This window comes from Aliishimia ponticola (assembly GCF_004803475.1).
In the GTDB taxonomy this organism is placed as follows: Bacteria; Pseudomonadota; Alphaproteobacteria; order Rhodobacterales; family Rhodobacteraceae; genus Aliishimia; species Aliishimia ponticola.
The window spans coordinates 407,244-426,426 of the sequence record NZ_SRKY01000001.1; the positions used below are offsets into that span (position 1 = coordinate 407,244).

A 19,183-nucleotide genomic window follows, 5' to 3' on the forward strand; every position below is an offset into this window, starting at 1 on the left:
TGCGGTCTACGGGCTATGATCGTTGTCCTTCGATTGTTGACTGGAATTGAGGTTGCAAACTACGCATGGTTACGTCCGCTTTCAAGGCGGTATTCGGCGGGTCCGGGCCGGAATGCGCCTTTTTTCCCCTTGTTGGTCGCGGGTTTCTGTCAGATGTGGCAACACAGCACCAACGCGACTCTGAGGGGGCCGCGGCAATAAATATAGGAGTGGTGAAATGCGAAACATCATCTGGATTATCGTGGCCTTGCTAATTGTGGGCGGCGGCTACCTGCTGTGGTCGGGCAAGTCGCCCCAGGAAGTCATGCAAGAAGCAAGCGAAGCCGCATCGAGCGCGACGGAAACCGTCAGCGACGTGGCTTCCGATGCTGTCGATGCCGTGCAGGATGCGGGCGAAGCGGCAATGGAAACCGCAAGCGACGCCGCAGAGGCTGTGACCGAGGCGGCGCAGGACACTGTCGACGCCGCCAGCGAAGCGGCCTCTGACGCTGTGGATGCGGCGACCGATGTGGCAACAGACGCCGCCGACGCTGTATCCGACGCGGTCGATGCCGCGGGCGAGGCTGCCACTGACGCGGCAACGGCTGTGACCGAAACGGCCTCTGACGCTGTCGACGCGGCCAGCGATGCGGCGTCCGATGTGGTGGAAGGCGCGACCGACATGGCGTCCGACGCGGCAGATGCCGTGACCGATGCTGCCTCCGACGCAGTGGATGCGGCCAGCGATACCGCAGATGCGGCGACGGATGCGGCCAGCGATGCAGTCGACGGCGCAACCGAGGCGGCCAGCGACGCGGCAGAGGCGGCCACCGAAACGGCCACGGATGCAGCCGACGCGGTTGCTGACACCGCAAGCGACGCCACCGAGGCGGCCACGGATGCGGCAACTGATGCAGCGGAAGCCACGACTGAAGCGGCAACCGATGCAGCCGAAGCCACGACCGAAGCGGCAGAGGCAACAACGGACGCGGCGACCGATGCGGCAGAGGCCACCACTGAAGCAGCCACCGACGCCGCCGAAGCCACCACAGACGCAGCAACCGACGCGGCCACTGATGCAACGGCAAGCGCAACGGCTGTCGAAGCTGCCGAAGCGGCAGGCACCGATGTGGCTGGCCTGACGGACCTGCTGTCCGTTGACGGCTTTGACCTCGGCAAGGTGACGGAAGCCATCGAAGGCACCAGCCTGTCGACCATGCAGAAAACCCTGCTGACCAAAGGCATTGAGCAAGCGCAAAACAATCCTGACCTGCTCAAAGCCGCGCTGGAAAAAGCGCGCGAGGCACTGGGTCTCTGATCCCGGTCCAGTCATACGCATGAAAAAGAAGGGGCGGTGCCAAAGACCGCCCCTTTTTAGTATGTGGTGAACACCACCTTTACCCCGAAAAGCAACACGACCCTAACGGGCTAAGGTTCTGACGGTATTCTGCCGGGGCAGCGTCATGGTCGTGGCGGGCCGGAAAGCGGGACCTTACTGTCGTTCGCTGCGGCTGCGCCAAGGTCTGCTTCCGAAGGAGGGTGTCGAATGACATTTACATTGACGGAGTGGAGCCAGAAGCAAAAAGGGTGCTATTGGCGTATTGCCTCAATTTCTGCTCGCCATACTTTGGCCTGCTCTTTTTGGTCTGCCGTCGTAGAATCCAGTGGCCGACGTTCGACCTTACGGCCATCAGGCAGTGTCACCGTGAGTTTCCAGTACCCGTCTTCCGAGTGGTCAGAATTTCTATGCCAAACCACTTCTGGCTGGCCTATTTCCTTCAGCGCAAACACGTCATTGCGCGTGTAGCCGAACGGGTAACGATATTTCACACGAACGTCTTGCGTGGCCGCGTCGAAGACCACCTTTTTTGATGGATTAATAAACACCCAAACAAGTAAAACACCGAGCAAGATTGAAATTACTATAAAAAATGGGAATGCGATATAATGTTCGGGGGCATTCGCGTTTCCGAAAAAGAAGCGCAGGCTGTCTATCGTTAGTTTTACGAGTAGCGAGAAACCAAATGCCAGAAACATCAGCCCTATCCCACCGGACATTAGTCCCCAAAACCACGGGACCGCGCGTTCTTCGATGGTAACAGTTTTTGGCATCACGGCCTCTATTAGGATGTCCGCGTCCGAGACGCTGGATTTTGATTGGATGGTGTGCCGCGAGACCAAAACGTTCGGACAAGTTCGTATATCAGCCCATCATAGAGCATCGACACCAGTCAAACGCAATTGCTCTGAATAGCAGCCATTGATTTGCGACGCAGCATCCGTCGGATTGGGCTCAAAGCGGACAACAGACCATCTGGTAACCCAGACCAACCCGGCGGTGATCATCGATGCTTCTGGTGAAGGGAGGGGCTGATAAGGGGCTTGTGCCGAACACCGCCCCTTTTCACGTCTTGTTCTGTGGCTGTGCCACGCGGCCCGGATCTGGTCCGGGCCAGGATCGCTTGGATCAGAACGGGATTTCGTCGTCCAGATCGCGCGAGGGGGCCGGGCTTTGGCTGCCGCCACCACCGCCACCGCCGCCATAGCCGCTGTCCCGGTCATCATAGCCCATCGAGCCGCCACCGCCGCCGCCGCCGTAATTGCCGCCACCTTCACCGCGCGAGTCGAGCAGGGTCAGTTCGCCGCGATAGGGGCGCAGCACCACTTCCGTGGAATAGCGGTCCTGACCCGACTGGTCCTGCCATTTGCGCGTTTCAAGCTGGCCCTCGATATATACCTTGGAGCCTTTGCGCAGATACTGTTCCGCAATCCGCGCCAGCGGCTCCGAAAAGATCGCGACCGAATGCCATTCCGTGCGCTCCTTACGCTCACCGGAATTGCGGTCTTTCCAGGTCTCGGAGGTCGCGATGCGCAGGTTCACCACCTTGCCACCATTCTGGAAGGTGCGCGCTTCGGGGTCGCGCCCCAGATTCCCTACGAGGATAACTTTGTTCACCGAACCGGCCATGCGCATTCCTTCCTGATCAGACGCCGCGAATCCCGCCACGCGGGGTTGGGGGAAGTTATCAAGGCAGAGGTCCGGTTGGAACACAGGAAACACACCCGTGCAGCCGCAGAACCGTCATGTCTGGGCAAACGGGAAAAAACGGGTATAGTGCCGTCTAATTTGGAACTTGGGATTTCCGGGACATGGGGTCACGCGTAACTTCTTTGCTGGCGCTCGGGTCGAGCGTTCTGCTTTTGGCGGGTCAGCCTGCCAGTGCGGATGTGTTTTCGACAAAGAGCCGTTCTAAACTGTTTCAGTCGCAGACCAAGATTTTGGATTCCCGCGCGAAACAGCAATATAACAGCTCTGTCCGGTTGCAGCCGCCGCAAGTGAACACCCCGACCAAATGGGATGACGGCAAAGCCTATACCGGTCGCTACAAGGGGCGTTATCTGGCGATGGCGCGCGATGCGGCGCGGCGCAATGGCGTGCCCGAAGACCTGTTCCTGCGGCTGGTCCAGCAGGAAAGCAACTGGAAGGCGAATGCGCGCTCGCACAAGGGCGCGATCGGTCTGGCGCAGTTGATGCCCTTTACCGCCAAGACGCTGGGTGTGGACCCGCATGACCCCTACGAGAACCTCGAAGGCGGCGCGCGCTATCTCAGCCAGCAATACCGAACCTTTGGCAGCTGGCGACTGGCGCTGGCCGCCTATAATGCGGGGCCGGGTGCGGTGAAGAAATACAACGGTGTGCCGCCCTATCGCGAAACGCGGAACTACGTGAAGAAAATCTGGGGCAGCTGATTTTCGCCCTGTACTTTCGCCATGTCCGGCGGGCTGGCAGCTCGTCCGCGACGGAATGGTGCAGCGGGCGCGTGTAGGGTGGGTAATCCAACCAGCACGGAGCTGACACATGTTCAAGAAACTCACCGCAATGCTCTTGATGGCCGCATTGGTGGCCGCCCCCACGACCTCTTTCGCGCAGCAGGGCAAGCGACATGCGGATCGTAATGGCCGCCAAGTCGTTGTCGTTCACAAGACGCACAAACCCAGCAAACCCAGTGTCGATCCGGTCGTCGTTGCCGTTGGCGCAGCCGTTCTGGCGGGCCTGTTGGCCCACCGCCACTGAGGCAGCGATCCGATAAAAGCACAAAGGAAAAGGGCCCCCGCGAAGAGGGCCCCAATCCAACAGATCGGACAGATCAGACGAGGATCGTGTCCACCGGGTCGAAGAAGTCCAGCCCGATGATGACCGGGTCATGGTCGGACGAGGCGAACAGATCGTCCGAATAGAACCGTTCATCGTTGAAGGTGCTGGAATAGTTCAGCAAATCCGGCTCGTCCGCGTTGATATGCCATTCGGTCAAGCCGGTGACATTCTCCGCAAAGCCGTTGTCGGCGATCACCTGATCCAACGCGCCGCGCTGCCCGTCGAAGACAAAGCTATAGGCATCCTCGCCGACATATTCCGCCAGCAGATCGACCGTATCGGCCTGTTCGCTGATGGCTTGGGTCGGGTCTTCTTGCGTATAGGCGTTGAAGTCGCCGAGGATCACGTAATTGTCCACGCCAGAGCCGCCATATTCGTTGCTCAGGAAGCTATAAAGCTCATCCGCCGCATCCGTGCGCACGCCGTTCCAGAACGCCTGACCATTGCCCTGATCGAAATTGGCATCCGTGGCCAGATCCAGGATGGCAGCTTCGATTTCCGCGACCTCTGCCGCGCTCAGCGTGGCGGCATTGGCGGACAGATAGGCCTCTGCCGTGTCAAGCGCGCTTTGCAGACCGCTATCCCCCTTGGACTTGAAGTGGACGGAGGCAACGGTGAACTGCTCGCCGGTCAGATTGTCCTCGAAGGTGGCGATGACCGCCGGGCGGTTGCGCTGGAAGTCGCCAATGCTGCCTGCGCCGGTCAGATCGGTCAGCAGATCGACCTTGGCGAAAGTATCCGCCGCAGAGGTTTCGGCAAAGACGATGGACGCGCTGTCCACCAGCGTGACTTTGTTGCTGTCATAGATGATCGACGTGCTGATCGCATCCGTGCCCAGATAGGCCGCGCCGCCCGTCGGATCGACCACGGCAAAGCTTTCCCCGGTTTCGGTGCTTAGCGCGTCAGCAAGCGCCTGCGATGCACTATCCGCGCCAAAGCCGTTATTCTCGATCTCTTGCAAGGCAAAGACATCGATACCGGAGGCCGCCATCGCGTTGACGATCTTGGCTTCCTGACGGTCGAAATCGCTGGCCGTGGTGGCGCCGCGCGGATCAAGCCCGTTTGGCCCCACCGTGCCGCTGCCATCATCCAGCGTGGTGAAGTAGTTCAGCACGTTGAAGGCACCGACCTGAAGCGTGCCGCCCACCGCGTCCGGCACCGCGTCGCGCGCGCCTTCATTGGTGGCGCTGTCCAGGGGAAGGGTACCATCGACCAGCATGGTATATGCGCCGAAATCATAGGTCATGACCCCGCTGGCCGTGCTGGCAAATTCCGTCCCAAGCCGGACAGTCGGCCCATCCGCGGTAAAGACATCGCCCGCATCAAGTATACCATTGCCGTTATCGCCCGCACTGGTGTTCGCGATATAGGCGAACTCGGTCGGGTTCTGCGCGCTCAACCCGTCGTCGATCTTGAGCGTGTTATTGGCATTGTCCTCCATCAGGGCCAGCACTTCGGCGGTTTCGGTCTGCGCATCGAACAGCTGCGTTGGCTGGTATTGCACACCTGCGCTGACGATGATCTCTCCGAAGCGGTCGAAGTTGAAATTGGTGATGATGGTGATCGGGTCTGTCGTGCCGCTCAGCAGGTCGAAATACATGCCTTCGATCGCTTCCTTGTCGGCGGCGGTCGCATCCGGCCCCAGCAAAAGCTGCGCCGGGGTCGGCATCGGATTGCCGCCAGAGACGATCGTCACATCGCTGACCGAGGTCATCTGCGTCTCGCCGAAATATTCGGTGACGGTGCCTGTGACGCTGACCTGATCGCCAAGCGAGGGCAGGGTGCCGCCCGATCCGGTGAAGACGAAGATCCCTTCGGATGTGCTGGCATCGCCATCGGCATCCGCGTCCTCTTCCTGCAGGAAAAAGCCGTCGCTGACCGTATAGGTGACAATGGCGTTCACGGTCACATCCATCGTCTCGTAGGGGCTGGCAGAGCCGGTGCCCTGAACCTGCGAGATCAGCAGCTCTTCGGCAGTGCCGCCACCGCCACCGCCGCTATCGCCATTGGCGGCGCCGGGCGTACCAAGATCGCCGTCGCCATAGCTGTCCGTTGCCGTTTCCCAGTTCGCGCCGTCATTATTATCCAGATCGGCCGAGATCAGCGCCATCGACGCGCCCGTGGGATCGGGGAAGGCCGGACCACCGTCATATTCGACACGGTCGATTTCGGTGCCGTCGCCAGCGGTCAGCACCAGTTCATCCGCGCTGTTGGACAGGAACATGCCGCTATAGGCGTAATCGACGGTAACGCCGCCATTGGTGGCCATATCGCCATTATTCGCAAAGACCAGATAGTCCCCCGGAGCCACCAGCAGCGGGCCGCCATTGTCGATCACAAAGCTGTCGCTGTCATTGTCCGACACGGTCCAGCCGTTCATGTCCACGACCGTTGTTCCGGCGTTATAGACCTCGAACCACTCGCCCGATCCATCCGCAACAGCCGACGGGTTTTGCATGATTTCGTTGATGACGATCACCGGGGTCGTATCGAAGTTCTCAACCCCCGGCGTGCCAAGATCGCCGTCGCCATAGGGCGTGTCGGCGGTGGTCCAGTTCGCGCCATCGTTGTTGTCGGCAGAAGGATCGATCAGCGCCATGGACGCGCCATTGGGGTCCGGCCATGCCGTGCCGCCATCCCATTCGATGCGGTCGACCTCGCCCGTGGCGGGGTCCGTCAGCACCAGTTCATCCGCACCGTTGGACAGGAAGAACCCGCTGCCATAGGCATAAGCGACCGGCACGCCGCCATTGGTGGCCGTGTCCGCGTTGTTGCCCAGCACCAGATAGCCCCCCGCCGGAACGATCAGCGGGCCGCCATTGTCGATCGTGTGGCTGTCGCTGTCATTGTCCGAGATCGTCCAACCGTTGATATCGATATCGTCGCTGCCGGGGTTGTAGATTTCGAACCACTCGCCATCGCTGTCCGACACCGCAGCGGGGTTCTGCATCACCTCGGAAATCACCAGCACGGGCGGCTCTGCCGGGGCGGCGTTTTCAGCGCCGGGCGTGCCCAGATCGCCATCGCCATAGGCGGTGTCCGACGTGGTCCAGTTCGCGCCGTCATTGTTCTCCGCGCCGGTGTCGATCAACGCCATGGACGCGCCGTTCGGGTCCGGCCACGCCGTGCCGCCATCCCATTCAATGCGATCCACCTCGCGCGCGAGGGTATCGGTCAGCACAAGCTCATCCGCGCCGTTGGACAGGAACATGCCGCTATAGGCGTAATCGACCGCGACACCGCCATTGGTCGCCGTATCGCCGTTATTGCCCAGAACCAGATAGGCGCCCGGCGCAATCAGCAGCGGGCCGCCATTGTCGATCACGAAGCTGTCGCTGTCATTGTCCGAAACGGTCCAGCCGTTCAGATCCACAGTGCTGTCGCCCGCGTTGAAAAGTTCAAACCATTCACCATCGGCGTCGCTGACGGCGCTTGGGTTCTGCATCACCTCGGAGATCACGATCTGCGCCACCGGCAGGATATTCGCCCCGCCCGAGGTTTCGGCCCGCGCCTCGCCCCAGGTGCCGTCCTCCTCGCGTTGCAGCGACAGGCCAAGATCGACGGCGTTTTCCATAACGCCAATATCGGTGGAGGTCAGACCCGCCGCAGCGCCGTTGGTGGCTTCGAAGCTGCCCTCATAGGACAGAAATTCAATCACCTCGCCGCCATTGGCCAGCACGATCCCATCGGGCGTGCCGTTTTGCAGACCGTTGGAGGGCAGGGACCAGACATAGTAATCATAGGTGCCATCGGTGGTCATCGTCATGGCTGCGACAGACTCGCTGTCATAGACCGCCCCGCCAGAGCCGTTCACCAGTTCCACCGTCAGGAAGGACACGTCATCGCCCGCGGCTGTGCGGATTTCGATGAACTCGCCAGTGTCGCCGCCCACATTGTCATAGTGGAATTCGTTGATCCGCGCGTCCACGGGCGGCACTTCGTCCACATCCGCGACCGTGACCGTCAGCGCGGAACTTGCCGTGCCGCCATCCCCGTCAGAGGCGATGATGTCCAGCTCATAGGCGTTATCCGCATTCGCATCGGCGGGCGTTTCGAAATCGGGAGCGGTGAGAAAGGTGATTGCGCCGGTGCTGGCGTCGATACCAAACAAAGCCGCATCCGTACCGCCCAGTGAAAAGGTCACAAGGGCGCTGTCCACATCGCTTGCGGTGACGTTGGCAGGCACCAGAACAGTGTTTTCGTCGATGGTCACAGCGGCGTCGGCGCTCAGCACCGGGCCGGTATTCACGCCGTTGATCGTGACCGTGACGGTGGCGGTATCGGTGCCGCCTTTGCCGTCATCGACGGTATAGGTAAAGCTATCGGTGGCCGTGTCGCCCGCCTGCAAGGCGTCGAACAGATCGCCGGGCGTATAGGTGACAGTGCCGCCCGCAAGGCTGACCGCCGCGCCCGAAGCAGACACCGCATCCACGCTGGTGATCGTCATCAAGTCGCCGTCGAATTCCTGATCATTGGCCAGCAGATCGGCCACGCCCAGCGTGAGGATCATGCCCTCATCCGTGCTGGCGCTGTCATCGGCTGCCAGAACCGCGTTGTTGGCCCCATCAAGGAACAGCGTGTAATCGTCCGCCTTGAAATACAGCGCCTCGACCTGGCGCAGCGTGTCGGTGCCTGCATCCTCGCTCAGCGACGAGGTTACAGTCACGCGGCCCCGGCCTGTGGTGATCGTGTAATCGCCGATGCCGCCCTCGTAGGAGACGGTGTCGAAGCCGCGCCCACCGAACACGGTGTCATTGCCCGCGCCGGTCACGATCACATCATCGCCCGATCCGGCCAGAACCCAGTCATTGCCGGTGCCTGCGTCGATCTCGTCATCGCCGGACCCTGCGCTGATCCGGTCGGCACCTGCGCCGGCGCGGATCACGTCACCGCCGCCGAATCCGAAGATGAAATCGCTGCGCGACGAGCCGTTCAGAATGTCAGAAAACCGCGTCCCAAAGACGAAGCTGGGCCAAAAGAAGCTCATGATGTGGTATCCCCCGAGTCAATTTTGTTAGGCTTTTGACACGACTATGTGTCAGTTTTGTTCGCCTGTCCAAAAGCTTTGGCCAATTGCAGGGGGGGCTGCACGGCCATGGCGGGCAAAGCCTAGTTTTCCAGCGTGAGTTGAGCGAGGTATTCCGAGACGCAGCTTTGCACATGGCGAAAGCGGTCTCCGCCCAGCTTGCGACCGCCATACCAGCGCGTGACGATCACCAGATGATCCTTCAAGCCTTCGCGCTCCAGCACGCGTAGGATCACCATGCCCGCGCCGCCCTCGCCATCATCGGCCTTGATCGGGCCGCCCGCGCTCAGCACTGCGCCCCACGTGTTATGGGTGGCCTTGGCGTAGCTGCGGTCGGATTTCAGTTCGGCGAGAACCGCGTCGATCGCGGCGCGGTCCGTGACTGGCGCGCCAGAGACCGCATATTTCGACCCCTTATCCGTCAGCACGACGCCAAGCCGGACCAACCCGGTGGCTGCGTTGTCGCGGCTCACAGCTGGGAAGCGGTTTTCCGGACGATCTGCACACGCTGCGCGTTGGGCGGGTGGGTGCCAAGGAAACGGTTGCCGGGATCGGGGATGCGGGTGAAGAATTCCGACCCGCGCAGCGGATCATAGCCCGCCTGATGGGTCAGGATCGTCCCAAGCTGATCGGCTTCCAATTCGTATTCCTTGGAAAAGCTGCGCGCGCCAACCACTTGGCCCAATTGCTGCGCGTTGCGAATGCCGGTGGCGTCAGCCCCGGCCGCGGCGGCGATCCCGGTCAGCAAGACTGCACCGGCATTGGCGTTGATCTGCTGGCGCGCGATGTGGCCCTCGATATGGTGCGCGGCCTCATGGCCCATGACAAAGGCAAGCTCGTCTTCGTTCCGGGCCATGGCAATCAGCCCGACCGTGAACACGATCAGAGGGCGCTGGTTCTCGTCCAATGTCTGATAGGCGTTGGGCGCCGATTTCGGATTGTCATCGACCACGATGCGGAAATCGCAATTCTGGCCAGAGGTGCGGGCGCGGCACTGGGATTCGATCACGGGCTCCATCCGGCGGGTCACTTGCGCAAAGGACCGCGCCGCCTGCTGTGCCGTCATGCCCGACGAACTCGTGGCGCTTGATGTGGGCTGTGATGCCGGGGCGGTGCTGGTCGGTATTTCCTCGCAGCCTGCAAGCAGGGCCACCGCAAAACCAAGGCACAGTGTCAGACGCTGCATCATTTACTCCGGCAGTTACTGTTTCACGCCTAAGTTTAACACGCCTGAACCGGACTGCCAGCCCTTCACGAAAGGTTGCAAATTCCGTTCCACGCGGCGAGGATCATGTCATGTTTACAATCGAACACGAATTCGACGCGACCGTGATCACCCTTGTGGATGAAGGCTCGGCGCCATTGCATGAAGACGTCAAGGTCGAGGCCTTTGAAGATTGCGTGGCGATCGAACAGCTGGATGCGCGCACGGACCGGGTGATGCGGATCGTCCTGTCGCCGGAACAATTGCGTGATCTGGCCGCGGCGCTGGACCTGCCCGAAGGCATCTACCAGCTGCGCCCGGCGGGAAAATAGCCCGGCGCCGCCGGGCGTCACGGACTTCGCTGCGCGGTCTCGCCACCGTCAAATCACCTTTATCCCGCCACAATCCCGCACCACTTGCGCGGGAATGTCGGCCTGTGGTCAAAAGTGGTGGACGACATGACGGACAAAAGGTTCGAAGAACGCCTGAAGCGTATCGCAGCGCGGACGGCACAGGGGGCTGAAGTGGAAATGCTCGCCGGTGTGGGCGAGACAGAGGTCGCGGTCAAAGCGGCGGCGGCAGTGGACAAGCCGCGCGCCTCGCTGGTGCTGGCGCTGGCCGGTGCGATAGTGGGCTTTGCCGCCTTTCGCCCGTTGCGCGATCTGGTCGGGATCGACGCGCTGATGACGATGCCGCCCGAAACGCTGCTGGAAATCGGCACGGCCCAACCCATGGTGGGCGGGGCCGCGATCGTCTTGGGGCTATGCGCGCTGTTGTCGGTTTTCTCGCTGTTGCGCGGACGCAAAGCCTTCAAACTGATGAGCTTTTCCTGGGCAGCGCTTGGCGCGGCCTTTGGCGGCGCGATCGTTTCAATCGGATAATCCCTGACGCACGCTGACGGCCAGCGCGCCGTTCAGGCGGCTTTACTGCGGCACAGGCAGCTTGCGCGGATGGGGATTTCTGCCCGCGCTTGCGCCTGATCCAGCAAGGCTTTGACATGCGGGCGCTCTGTCTCTTCGCCTCGGCGCAGCAGACATTCGTGCAGCCCGTGCAAGGCCCAGACATTGCGCGGGTTCTGGCTGGGGCGGGGCAATTTGCCATCCAGCCCCAGATCGGCGCGATAGACGGCTTCGGCTTCGGCGAACTCCCCGGCCTCCATCAGCAGCGCGCCAAGCGCGTGGCGCGTGGGCTGCGGCCAGGCCCAGGGTTCTTCGTAATTGAGCCCATCATCCAACGCGACCGCGCGGCGCAAATGGATCAGCCCCTCGGCCTGCCGCCCGGCCTTGAAGGAAATCTCGCCCTCCATCATCGCGCCGGCAACTTCCAGCAAGTCGCGCGCCTTGTTCTGAAACAGCAGCCGTTCCTCGGGGATCGCGTCAAACGCGGCGTGGAACTTGTCGCCCTCGGCGCGGGCCTCGTCATGGCGGCCCAGATTGGCCAGTGCAACGGCGCGCGCATAAATCACCAGCGCCTGCGTCACGGCGTAAAGCTGCGCGTCCTCGGGCACGGGTTCCTCCAGAATTTCGGACCACATCCCGAACCGGATCAGCACATGCGGGCGCGAGGCGACGAAGGTTTCAAACAGATCGGGATAGACTTGCACGACCTCATCGGGAACCTCGATCCGAAGCCGCCGCGCCGCATCCAGCGCGACACTGGGCTGGGCCAGAAACATCGCGCCATAAAGCACGAAATGCAGGTTATGGATGCGGTAGAGCGCATAGAAATTGGTGCCGCCCGCATAGGCTTTGAACTTTTCATCCGCTTTGGCCGCCGCCCGATTGCGCACCACGACATTGTGGTAATCGCCGCACAGCACGTCGATATGGCTTGCCATGTGGACAAGATGGCCCGCATCGGGCACCAGCCCGGTCAGCCGATCCCCATGCCGCAGCGCTTTTTCGGGATGCGGCGACATTTCCATCAGGTGGATATACATGTGCAAAAGCCCCGGATGGTCCCAGGCATCGGGCCGGGTGAAGGCGCGGTCCATCACATCCATCGCGGCCTGCGTCGATGCTTCGGGATTGATGATACCTTTCCAGAAGTCCCACAGTTTCCAAGGGGTGCGGTTCATCAGCGCCTCGGCGTAGACGAAGGTGATGTCCAGATCATCGGGGTAGGCGGCATGAACGCCCGCCATCGCCTCGGCGAAGCCGTCATTGAACGGGCCGTAATCCTCGATCTCCGGGTCGGTGGGATAGCGCGCGGCCAAGGCTTCCAACAGCGCCTTTTCCGGCCCTGCCGCCACCGCCAGACCGTCGGTCAGCGCCCGGTGCGCCCGTTCAAGCGCGGGGGCTTTCTCCTCGGGAGAGAACACCTCCCACGGTTTGTTGTAATTGGGGCCGATGGCATAGGCGATGCCCCAATGGGCCAGCGCGCAGCCGGGATCTGCGGCCAGAGTTTTCTCAAAACAGGCAATGGCTTCTTCGTGGTTATACCCGAAAAGCCAGACAAGGCCGCGATCGCTCCAGACTTGTGCCGCGTCCACCGTGCTGGCGGGGCGGGAATACGACCCAAGATCAAATGGATAGCTCATGCCAAGGCGCCCTTGTTCCCGATTGCTTCGCTGTGATGCTAGCACCGTGTTGCGCCGGGCGGAAAGGGGCAATCGGGGTGGTGCGCGGGACAGGCGGTCGCAAAATTCTTGGCCCCATTTGGGAACCAATTGCGCCGCCGGGGTGTTGTGTCTGCGAAAGCGCGACAGGGACAAACGCCGGACTTAGCCGGCCCCCCGAAACCCGCACCGCGATACATGACGAAGGAGAAACCTTATGTTCACGCGTCTTAAACTCTTTGCCCTTGCTGCCTCTGTCAGCGCTGGCGCTCTTGTGCAGCAGGCCGACGCGACCGAAGGGCTGAAATTCTCGGAAATCGATGTCGAGGCAAGCTATTCCGCCGCCTCTGATTCAAACGCGCTGAAAATGTTCCCGGACATTGAAAATGATGTGCAAAAAGCCATCGCACAGCGGGTTGCGACCAGCGACAACGCCAATGACCCGGAGATTTCCGTCGACATCCGCAAGATCGCCCTGGATGGTGATACCTATCTGCCAGACAGTGCAGAGTTTAACGAAATCGAAGGGGTCGTAAACATTACCGCGCCGAACGGAGCCACCGGTGGGCGGTCGTTCCCTATCTCGATCGCCGCCCGCAGCGGTGACGAGGCGATGCCCGCAGGCGTGATCGTCATCCCACCGAGCGATCGCGAGTTCTATCAGGCTATGGTCAACGCCTTTGCGGACGGTGTGGCCGATGGCGTTCTGAAGGTTGGCACACTTGGCGATACCGCCAGCAACTGACCGGTTTTAGAAAGACATACGGTAACGATTGATAATGCGGAGCCTATGGCTCCGCATTTTTTGTGTGTGAAGGTGTCAGGCAACCGTCTCAGGCTGCGGCGTGCCGTCTGCGCGGGCGCCGCTTCTTGGATGCGGCTGCGCCAGCGTTGTTCGGCTTTGCACCGAATTTCTGACCGCCGCCGCCATTGCCGCCGCCGCCACCCCGGCGCCGACCACCACCGCGACGCGGCTTTTGTTCGGACACGGGACCTGTCGGGGCCGTGCCGCTGGCGACCGGGATTTCGATCTTCATCAGCTTTTGAACCTGCCGCAGCAAGGACGCTTCTTCGGCAGAGCAGAACGCAACCGCCACGCCTTCGCGGCCCGCACGCGCGGTCCGGCCAATACGGTGGACATAGTTTTCCGGCACCTCGGGCAGATCGAAGTTGATGACATAGGCCACGGTGGGGATATCGATCCCGCGCGCGGCCACATCGGTTGCCACCAGAATGTTCGTGTCGCCATCGCGGAAGGATTTCAGCGCGCGGTCCCGCTGTCCCTGGCTTTTATTGCCGTGGATAGAGGCCGCTTTGTACCCGTCCGCGACAAGCCCCTTCATCAGCCGTTCCGCCCCGTGCTTGGTGCGGCAGAACACCAATGTCGGCGCGCCGGGATCTTCGGACAGCACGTCGCGCAGTTTCGCGGGCTTGCCGGGTTTCTCGACGTAATGCACCGATTGGGTGATCTTGTCCGCGGCCTTGCCGGGGGCAGAGACTTGCACCTTCTTGGGATCGTTCAGATAGGCGCGGCTGAGGTCTTCCATCTGCTTGGGCATGGTGGCCGAGAACAGCATCGTCTGGCGCGGCGTGCCAAGCGCGGGCGCGATTTTGCGCAGCGCATGGATAAAGCCAAGGTCTAGCATCTGGTCCGCCTCGTCCAGCACCAGATAGCGGACGGTGCCCAGATCGACCGCGCCGCGATCCATCAGGTCGATCAGACGTCCGGGCGTGGCCACCAGAATATCGGTCCCACGCGACAGCATGTTGATCTGCCGGTTGATGGATTGTCCGCCGACCACGGTGCCGATGCGGATTTTCGTCTTGTCGGTCAGCGTGCGCAGGCTGTCGGCGATCTGGTTGACCAGCTCGCGCGTTGGGGCCAGCACCAATGCCTTGGCGGTTTTCGGTGCCGGACGGCCGGGCATATCCAGCAGGTTGTTGATCAGCGGCAGGCCAAAGGCCAGCGTCTTGCCGGTGCCGGTCTGCGCAAGGCCAAGCACGTCATGCCCTTCAAGGGCGAAGGGGATAGCTTGGGTCTGGATCGGCGTCGGCTGAGTGAGGCCAGCTGTTGTCAGCGCCTCTGTCAGGGCTGGCTTGAGGCCGCCCGTTTGGAAATCGAACACGTAAGTTCCTTTCTGGCCATGCGCATTCGTCCTGTGACGGCATGGCAATACGGATTGGGCCGCGAGATCGCGGCGCAGGAGAAACCGCCAGAACACCCAATGGACATGCAGATGCATTCCAAAGGTCAGGCGGTGTGAACCCTGCGTGATGGGGAACCGGGAAAAAGGTTTCGCTGCTGTGCAAGGGCAGCCCGAAGGGGCGCAAATGGCACGGGTCGCTTCACGCGGCGACGCAGCATTGACCCTCACATGAGGGTTCGTCCCACGAAAGTCAACAGCGATCCGGCCAGTTGGTTATCACAGCGTTCCCAAAGTGGCTCAGCGGTGCCGCAAAGGCGGGAAACTCAATCGCGACGGGATTTGCACCGGCGCGCGCAGGTAATTCCCGCGCGCGCCTCGGGCCGATTGGCCCGGATTATTCGGCCGCGACCTTGATGACCGGGGTCATCGCGTTGAGTTCCGCATCGGGCAGGTGGCACTTGATCTGGTGTCCGCCGCCCAATTGGCGCACGGGCGGCACCTCTTTTTCGCACAATCCACCCGCGACCTTGTCTTTCCAGCGGCAGCGCGTCTGGAACGGGCAGCCCGGCGGCGGGTTCATGGCAGACGGGATGTCGCCTTCGAGCACGATATGCTCTTTCTGGATCGACGTGTCGGCAATTGGCACCGCCGAAAGCAGCGCCTCCGTATAGGGATGATAGGGCGGGGAGAAGACCTGATCGGTATCGCCCAGTTCGACCACATGGCCCAGATACATGACCATCACGCGGTCCGACAGATACCGCACGATGCTCAAATCATGCGAGATGAACAGCAGCGTGGTCTTTTCGTTGCGCTGAATTTCCATCAGCAGATCGGTCACGGCGGCCTGCACCGACACATCCAGCGCCGAGACGGGTTCATCCGCCACCACGATCCGCGCACCCCCCGCAAAAGCCCGTGCAATGCCGACCCGCTGCTTCTGCCCGCCCGACAATTGGCGCGGCATCCGGTCAGCAAAGGCGCGCGGCAGTTTCACCACGTCCAGAAGCTCCAGCATACGCTTTTTGCGCTCTGCCTCGTTCTTGCCGATCTTGAAAATCTCAAGCGCGCGGATGATCTGCCGGCCCACCGTCATCGACGGATTGAGCGTATCGAACGGGTTCTGGAACACCATCTGCACATCCGCGATGGTCTTGGTATCGCGCTTTTCGATAGGCACGTCTTCGATGCTTTGGTTGTCCAGCAGGATTTTCCCGTCGGTCGCGGTCTCCAATCCCATAAGCACCTTGGCAAAGGTGGACTTGCCGCAGCCGGATTCGCCCACGATGGCCAGGGTCTCGCTTTCGCGGGCCTCGAAAGACAGGGTTTCATTGGCCTTGACGACTTTCTTCTCGCCGCCGCCGAACAGCGCATTGGCCGCAACCTCGTAGTATTTCTTGAGGTTCTCCATCTTCAGAACGACCTTGCCCGGTTCGTTCTTTTGCGTGGCCTCGCCCACGGTGATGGGCGCGTTCCAGTCGATTTCCTGAAAGCGCAGGCAGCGCGTTGCATGGCGTTCATTGCCCGGCACGTCGAACATCGGAATGTTGCTTTGATCGCAGCGCCCGGCTTCGAAATAGTCGCAGCGCGGCCCGAAATTACAGCCCGGCGGGCGTTCATGGGGCAGGGGGAAGTTGCCGGGAATGGCCACCAGCGGGCGCGCGTTCTTGTCGGCCCCCGGCAGTGGGATCGACCGGAACAGCGCCTGCGTATAGGGGTGCTGCATCTCGTCGAACACATCCTCGATAGAGCCGCGCTCGACCGCCTCGCCGGAATACATCACACAGATGCGGTCGCAGGTTTCCAGCACCAGACCAAGGTTGTGGCTGATGAACAGCATGGAGGTGCCGTATTTCTTGCCCAGATCCTTGACCAGTTCGACCACGGCGGCCTCGACCGTCACGTCAAGCGCGGTGGTCGGCTCGTCCAGGATCAGCAGCGACGGCTCTGACATCAGCGCCATGGCGATGACGATCCGCTGTTGCTGGCCGCCTGACAATTGGTGCGGATAGGAGTTCAGGATCCGCTTGGGATCGGGCAGTTTCACATCCGTGACCACCTGTAGCGCGCGATCATAGGCGGCCTTCTCGTCCAGCCCCTGGTGGATCATCGGCACTTCCATAAGCTGCTTGCCGATCTTCATCGCCGGGTTGAGCGAGGCCATGGGCTCCTGATAGATCATCGCGATCTCGGAGCCGCGGATATCGCGCAGCTCTTCCATGCTCATCTGGCCCAGATCGCGGCCCTTGAACTTGATCGACCCGCCCACGACACGGCCGTTGACGCCCAGATCCTGCATCACCCCCAGCGCCACGGTGGATTTGCCGCAGCCGGATTCGCCCACAAGGCCAACCGCTTCGCCCGGTTGCACCGCGACAGAGAAATCCATCACCGCCGGAATTTCCCGCAGCCGGGTGAAGAAGGAAATGGACAGCTTGTCGATCTCGAGGATCGGTCCGTCATACGCGCCCTTGGCCGTGCCAGCGGTCTGCGTCTGCGTCTGGGGGTCCGTCATCGTCATTTAAGTCGTCTCCTATTCCGCCCCGTGTCCGCCATTTTGCGTGCAGATCCTGCGGAGCGCCCTGTTGGAGGCCCCGGGACTCGCGCCCCGGAGCAGTCTGTCTTAGTCCTTCAGGCTTTCTTCGCGCAGCCCGTCCGCCAGCAGGTTCAAACCCAGAACCAGCGTCAGAAGCGAAACCGCAGGGAAGATGGCCGCGTGGGGATAGATCGACAGCAGCTTGCGCCCGTCATTGATCGTGGTTCCCCAGTCCGGGCTATCGGGCGGCAGGCCCAGTCCGAAGAAGCCAAGGGTGCCCAGAAGGATCGTGGTATAGCCGATGCGCAGGCAGAAATCGACGATCAGCGGCCCGCGCGCGTTGGGCAGGATTTCCCACAGCATGATGTACCACGGGCCTTCGCCGCGGGTTTGCGCCGCCGCCACGTAGTCACGGGTTTTGATGTCCAGCGCGAGGCCGCGCACGATGCGGAACACCGTGGGGGAGTTCACGAACACGACCGACACGAAGACCACCAGAATGCCCGGCGGCATGTCAAAGAAGTCGAGCGCGCTTGGCAGGCCGGGGAAGGTATAGCCCTTGGCGTCGCCGCGCCGCGTGTCCAGCAGATAGCCGCCATCGGACACCATCACCAGATAGCCATAGATCAGCAGCCCCAGCACGATCACCATCAGCGGCGTGCGCAGCGATGGCTGCGTGTGATAGCGCGAATTGAGCAGCACCGCCGCAAAGATGATCGGGAAGGCGAAGAGGAACATCGCCATGTATTTCGGCACGCCCACGGCGGAAATCTCGGGCGTGACAAGCAGGTAGAACAGCAAGATGACCGGGAAGGCGAGGATCAGGTTCGCAAGGAACGAGATCAGCATATCCAGCCAGCCACCGTAATAGGCCGCCGGAAGCCCCAGCGTGATCCCGACCATGAAGGCAAACAGCGTGGCGAAGGGGGCGATCTTGATCACCTCCCACGCGCCTTTGACGATCCGGCTGAACACATCGCGGGCAAGGTTGTCACCGCCCAGCAGATACCAAGCATAGTCGCCATCTTCGGCCCCGCGCAAAGGCGTGCCGGGCACCTTGTTCTTCATGCCGGACACGACGTCCAGCGGCTGATGCGTGATGATCAGGTCCATCGCACCGAACACGCCGACAAAGACCCAGAACATCACCAGCCCGAAGCCGATCATACCGACCGTGGAATCAAAGAGCTTTCCGTACAGGCCCAGCTTGCGCTTATAGGCGATCGACACCGCATAAAGCAGCACCAGCGCGATCCAAACGGGCAGCAGACGCCGCGCCAGACCGCCGACAATGCCCGCGCCGTTCGGCCCCAGCACCGCGCCCACCGCGATATAGGCCAGCACCGTCGCGATCAGCAAAAGCAGCAGATACATCGACGCGCGGCTGACCATGCCGTAAGGCCCGGTATCGGCGGCAATCGTGCCATCGGGGTTGATCTGCGCCCGGCCCGAAGGCGCGGCATAGGCAAGGATCACCTGCAGCACGAGGCTGACCGCCAGAAGGCCCGCGGCGAGGAAGAAGATCGGGTCCAGCACAGTGCCCAGACCGCCTGTCCAAGTAAGAGGTTCCATGAGTTT

15 protein-coding genes are annotated in these 19,183 nt (G+C 61.6%); 6 read left to right on the plus strand and 9 right to left on the minus strand.

Annotation, left to right across the window (positions count from 1 at the left end; translation table 11 throughout):
- Window positions 1–217: 217 nt before the first annotated feature.
- Window positions 218–1,297 carry a hypothetical protein gene (locus E4Z66_RS01995; RefSeq protein ID WP_136461259.1) on the plus strand — a complete coding sequence of 360 codons (1,080 nt, stop codon included), beginning with the start codon at window positions 218–220 and terminating at the stop codon, window positions 1,295–1,297.
- A 272-nt stretch (window positions 1,298–1,569) separates the two neighbouring features.
- Here the strand turns inward: E4Z66_RS01995 and E4Z66_RS02000 are convergent, their stop codons facing one another.
- Window positions 1,570–2,091, minus strand: a complete 522-nt coding sequence (locus tag E4Z66_RS02000; protein ID WP_211097099.1) for a hypothetical protein — start codon at window positions 2,089–2,091, stop codon at window positions 1,570–1,572.
- A gap of 355 nt (window positions 2,092–2,446) precedes the next feature.
- Window positions 2,447–2,947, minus strand: a complete 501-nt coding sequence (ssb, locus tag E4Z66_RS02005) for a single-stranded DNA-binding protein (RefSeq protein WP_136461261.1) — start codon at window positions 2,945–2,947, stop codon at window positions 2,447–2,449.
- A 182-nt stretch (window positions 2,948–3,129) separates the two neighbouring features.
- Here ssb and E4Z66_RS02010 point away from each other — a divergent pair, with 182 nt between their 5' ends.
- The gene (locus E4Z66_RS02010) at window positions 3,130–3,729 is read left to right on the plus strand and encodes a lytic transglycosylase domain-containing protein (protein WP_136461262.1); all 600 of its coding nucleotides are present in this window, start codon (window positions 3,130–3,132) and stop codon (window positions 3,727–3,729) included.
- A gap of 109 nt (window positions 3,730–3,838) precedes the next feature.
- The gene (locus tag E4Z66_RS02015) at window positions 3,839–4,054 is read left to right on the plus strand and encodes a hypothetical protein (protein WP_136461263.1); all 216 of its coding nucleotides are present in this window, start codon (window positions 3,839–3,841) and stop codon (window positions 4,052–4,054) included.
- A 73-nt stretch (window positions 4,055–4,127) separates the two neighbouring features.
- On the opposite strand, the gene E4Z66_RS02020 is transcribed toward E4Z66_RS02015, so the two are convergent.
- From E4Z66_RS02020 to E4Z66_RS02030, 3 genes are all read right to left on the minus strand, one after another.
- A complete protein-coding gene (locus E4Z66_RS02020) occupies window positions 4,128–9,122 on the minus strand; it encodes an ExeM/NucH family extracellular endonuclease (RefSeq protein ID WP_136461264.1) in 4,995 nt (1,664 codons plus the stop codon).
- Between the two features lie 122 nt (window positions 9,123–9,244).
- Window positions 9,245–9,634 carry a YigZ family protein gene (locus tag E4Z66_RS02025; RefSeq protein ID WP_425456090.1) on the minus strand — a complete coding sequence of 130 codons (390 nt, stop codon included), beginning with the start codon at window positions 9,632–9,634 and terminating at the stop codon, window positions 9,245–9,247.
- Complete coding sequence (locus E4Z66_RS02030) at window positions 9,631–10,347, minus strand: M48 family metallopeptidase (protein WP_136461265.1); 717 nt, start codon at window positions 10,345–10,347, stop codon at window positions 9,631–9,633. Before E4Z66_RS02030 ends, E4Z66_RS02025 begins: the two co-directional genes overlap by 4 nt.
- A gap of 110 nt (window positions 10,348–10,457) precedes the next feature.
- Here E4Z66_RS02030 and E4Z66_RS02035 point away from each other — a divergent pair, with 110 nt between their 5' ends.
- Both E4Z66_RS02035 and E4Z66_RS02040 read left to right on the plus strand, forming a co-directional pair.
- Complete coding sequence (locus tag E4Z66_RS02035; RefSeq protein WP_136461266.1) at window positions 10,458–10,697, plus strand: hypothetical protein; 240 nt, start codon at window positions 10,458–10,460, stop codon at window positions 10,695–10,697.
- Between the two features lie 126 nt (window positions 10,698–10,823).
- Window positions 10,824–11,246: a hypothetical protein gene (locus E4Z66_RS02040; RefSeq protein WP_136461267.1), complete on the plus strand. Its 423-nt coding sequence runs from the start codon at window positions 10,824–10,826 to the stop codon at window positions 11,244–11,246.
- Window positions 11,247–11,278: 32 nt separating this feature from the next.
- On the opposite strand, the gene E4Z66_RS02045 is transcribed toward E4Z66_RS02040, so the two are convergent.
- Window positions 11,279–12,904: a hypothetical protein gene (locus E4Z66_RS02045; RefSeq protein ID WP_136461268.1), complete on the minus strand. Its 1,626-nt coding sequence runs from the start codon at window positions 12,902–12,904 to the stop codon at window positions 11,279–11,281.
- A 235-nt stretch (window positions 12,905–13,139) separates the two neighbouring features.
- On the opposite strand from E4Z66_RS02045, the gene E4Z66_RS02050 reads away from it, so the two are divergent.
- Window positions 13,140–13,667, plus strand: a complete 528-nt coding sequence (locus E4Z66_RS02050; RefSeq protein WP_136461269.1) for a hypothetical protein — start codon at window positions 13,140–13,142, stop codon at window positions 13,665–13,667.
- Between the two features lie 88 nt (window positions 13,668–13,755).
- On the opposite strand, the gene E4Z66_RS02055 is transcribed toward E4Z66_RS02050, so the two are convergent.
- From E4Z66_RS02055 to E4Z66_RS02065, 3 genes are all read right to left on the minus strand, one after another.
- A complete protein-coding gene (locus E4Z66_RS02055) occupies window positions 13,756–15,048 on the minus strand; it encodes a DEAD/DEAH box helicase (protein ID WP_136461270.1) in 1,293 nt (430 codons plus the stop codon).
- A gap of 415 nt (window positions 15,049–15,463) precedes the next feature.
- The gene (locus E4Z66_RS02060) at window positions 15,464–17,584 is read right to left on the minus strand and encodes a dipeptide ABC transporter ATP-binding protein (protein ID WP_136462104.1); all 2,121 of its coding nucleotides are present in this window, start codon (window positions 17,582–17,584) and stop codon (window positions 15,464–15,466) included.
- A gap of 108 nt (window positions 17,585–17,692) precedes the next feature.
- Window positions 17,693–19,177 carry an ABC transporter permease gene (locus tag E4Z66_RS02065; protein ID WP_136461271.1) on the minus strand — a complete coding sequence of 495 codons (1,485 nt, stop codon included), beginning with the start codon at window positions 19,175–19,177 and terminating at the stop codon, window positions 17,693–17,695.
- Window positions 19,178–19,183 lie beyond the last annotated feature (6 nt).

Excerpts from the sequence above, each read along its gene's own strand:
- E4Z66_RS02050 (WP_136461269.1), top strand. The coding sequence starts at position 13,140 with ATGTTCACGCGTCTTAAACTCTTTGCCCTTGCTGCCTCTGTCAGCGCT.
- E4Z66_RS02000 (WP_211097099.1), bottom strand. The coding sequence starts at position 2,091 with ATGCCAAAAACTGTTACCATCGAAGAACGCGCGGTCCCGTGGTTTTGG.
- E4Z66_RS02060 (WP_136462104.1), bottom strand. The coding sequence starts at position 17,584 with ATGACGGACCCCCAGACGCAGACGCAGACCGCTGGCACGGCCAAGGGC.
- E4Z66_RS02040 (WP_136461267.1), top strand. The coding sequence starts at position 10,824 with ATGACGGACAAAAGGTTCGAAGAACGCCTGAAGCGTATCGCAGCGCGG.
- E4Z66_RS02030 (WP_136461265.1), bottom strand. The coding sequence starts at position 10,347 with ATGCAGCGTCTGACACTGTGCCTTGGTTTTGCGGTGGCCCTGCTTGCA.
- E4Z66_RS02045 (WP_136461268.1), bottom strand. The coding sequence starts at position 12,904 with ATGAGCTATCCATTTGATCTTGGGTCGTATTCCCGCCCCGCCAGCACG.
- E4Z66_RS02035 (WP_136461266.1), top strand. The coding sequence starts at position 10,458 with ATGTTTACAATCGAACACGAATTCGACGCGACCGTGATCACCCTTGTG.
- ssb (WP_136461261.1), bottom strand. The coding sequence starts at position 2,947 with ATGGCCGGTTCGGTGAACAAAGTTATCCTCGTAGGGAATCTGGGGCGC.
- E4Z66_RS02015 (WP_136461263.1), top strand. The coding sequence starts at position 3,839 with ATGTTCAAGAAACTCACCGCAATGCTCTTGATGGCCGCATTGGTGGCC.
- E4Z66_RS02010 (WP_136461262.1), top strand. The coding sequence starts at position 3,130 with ATGGGGTCACGCGTAACTTCTTTGCTGGCGCTCGGGTCGAGCGTTCTG.
- E4Z66_RS02065 (WP_136461271.1), bottom strand. The coding sequence starts at position 19,177 with ATGGAACCTCTTACTTGGACAGGCGGTCTGGGCACTGTGCTGGACCCG.
- E4Z66_RS02020 (WP_136461264.1), bottom strand. The coding sequence starts at position 9,122 with ATGAGCTTCTTTTGGCCCAGCTTCGTCTTTGGGACGCGGTTTTCTGAC.
- E4Z66_RS01995 (WP_136461259.1), top strand. The coding sequence starts at position 218 with ATGCGAAACATCATCTGGATTATCGTGGCCTTGCTAATTGTGGGCGGC.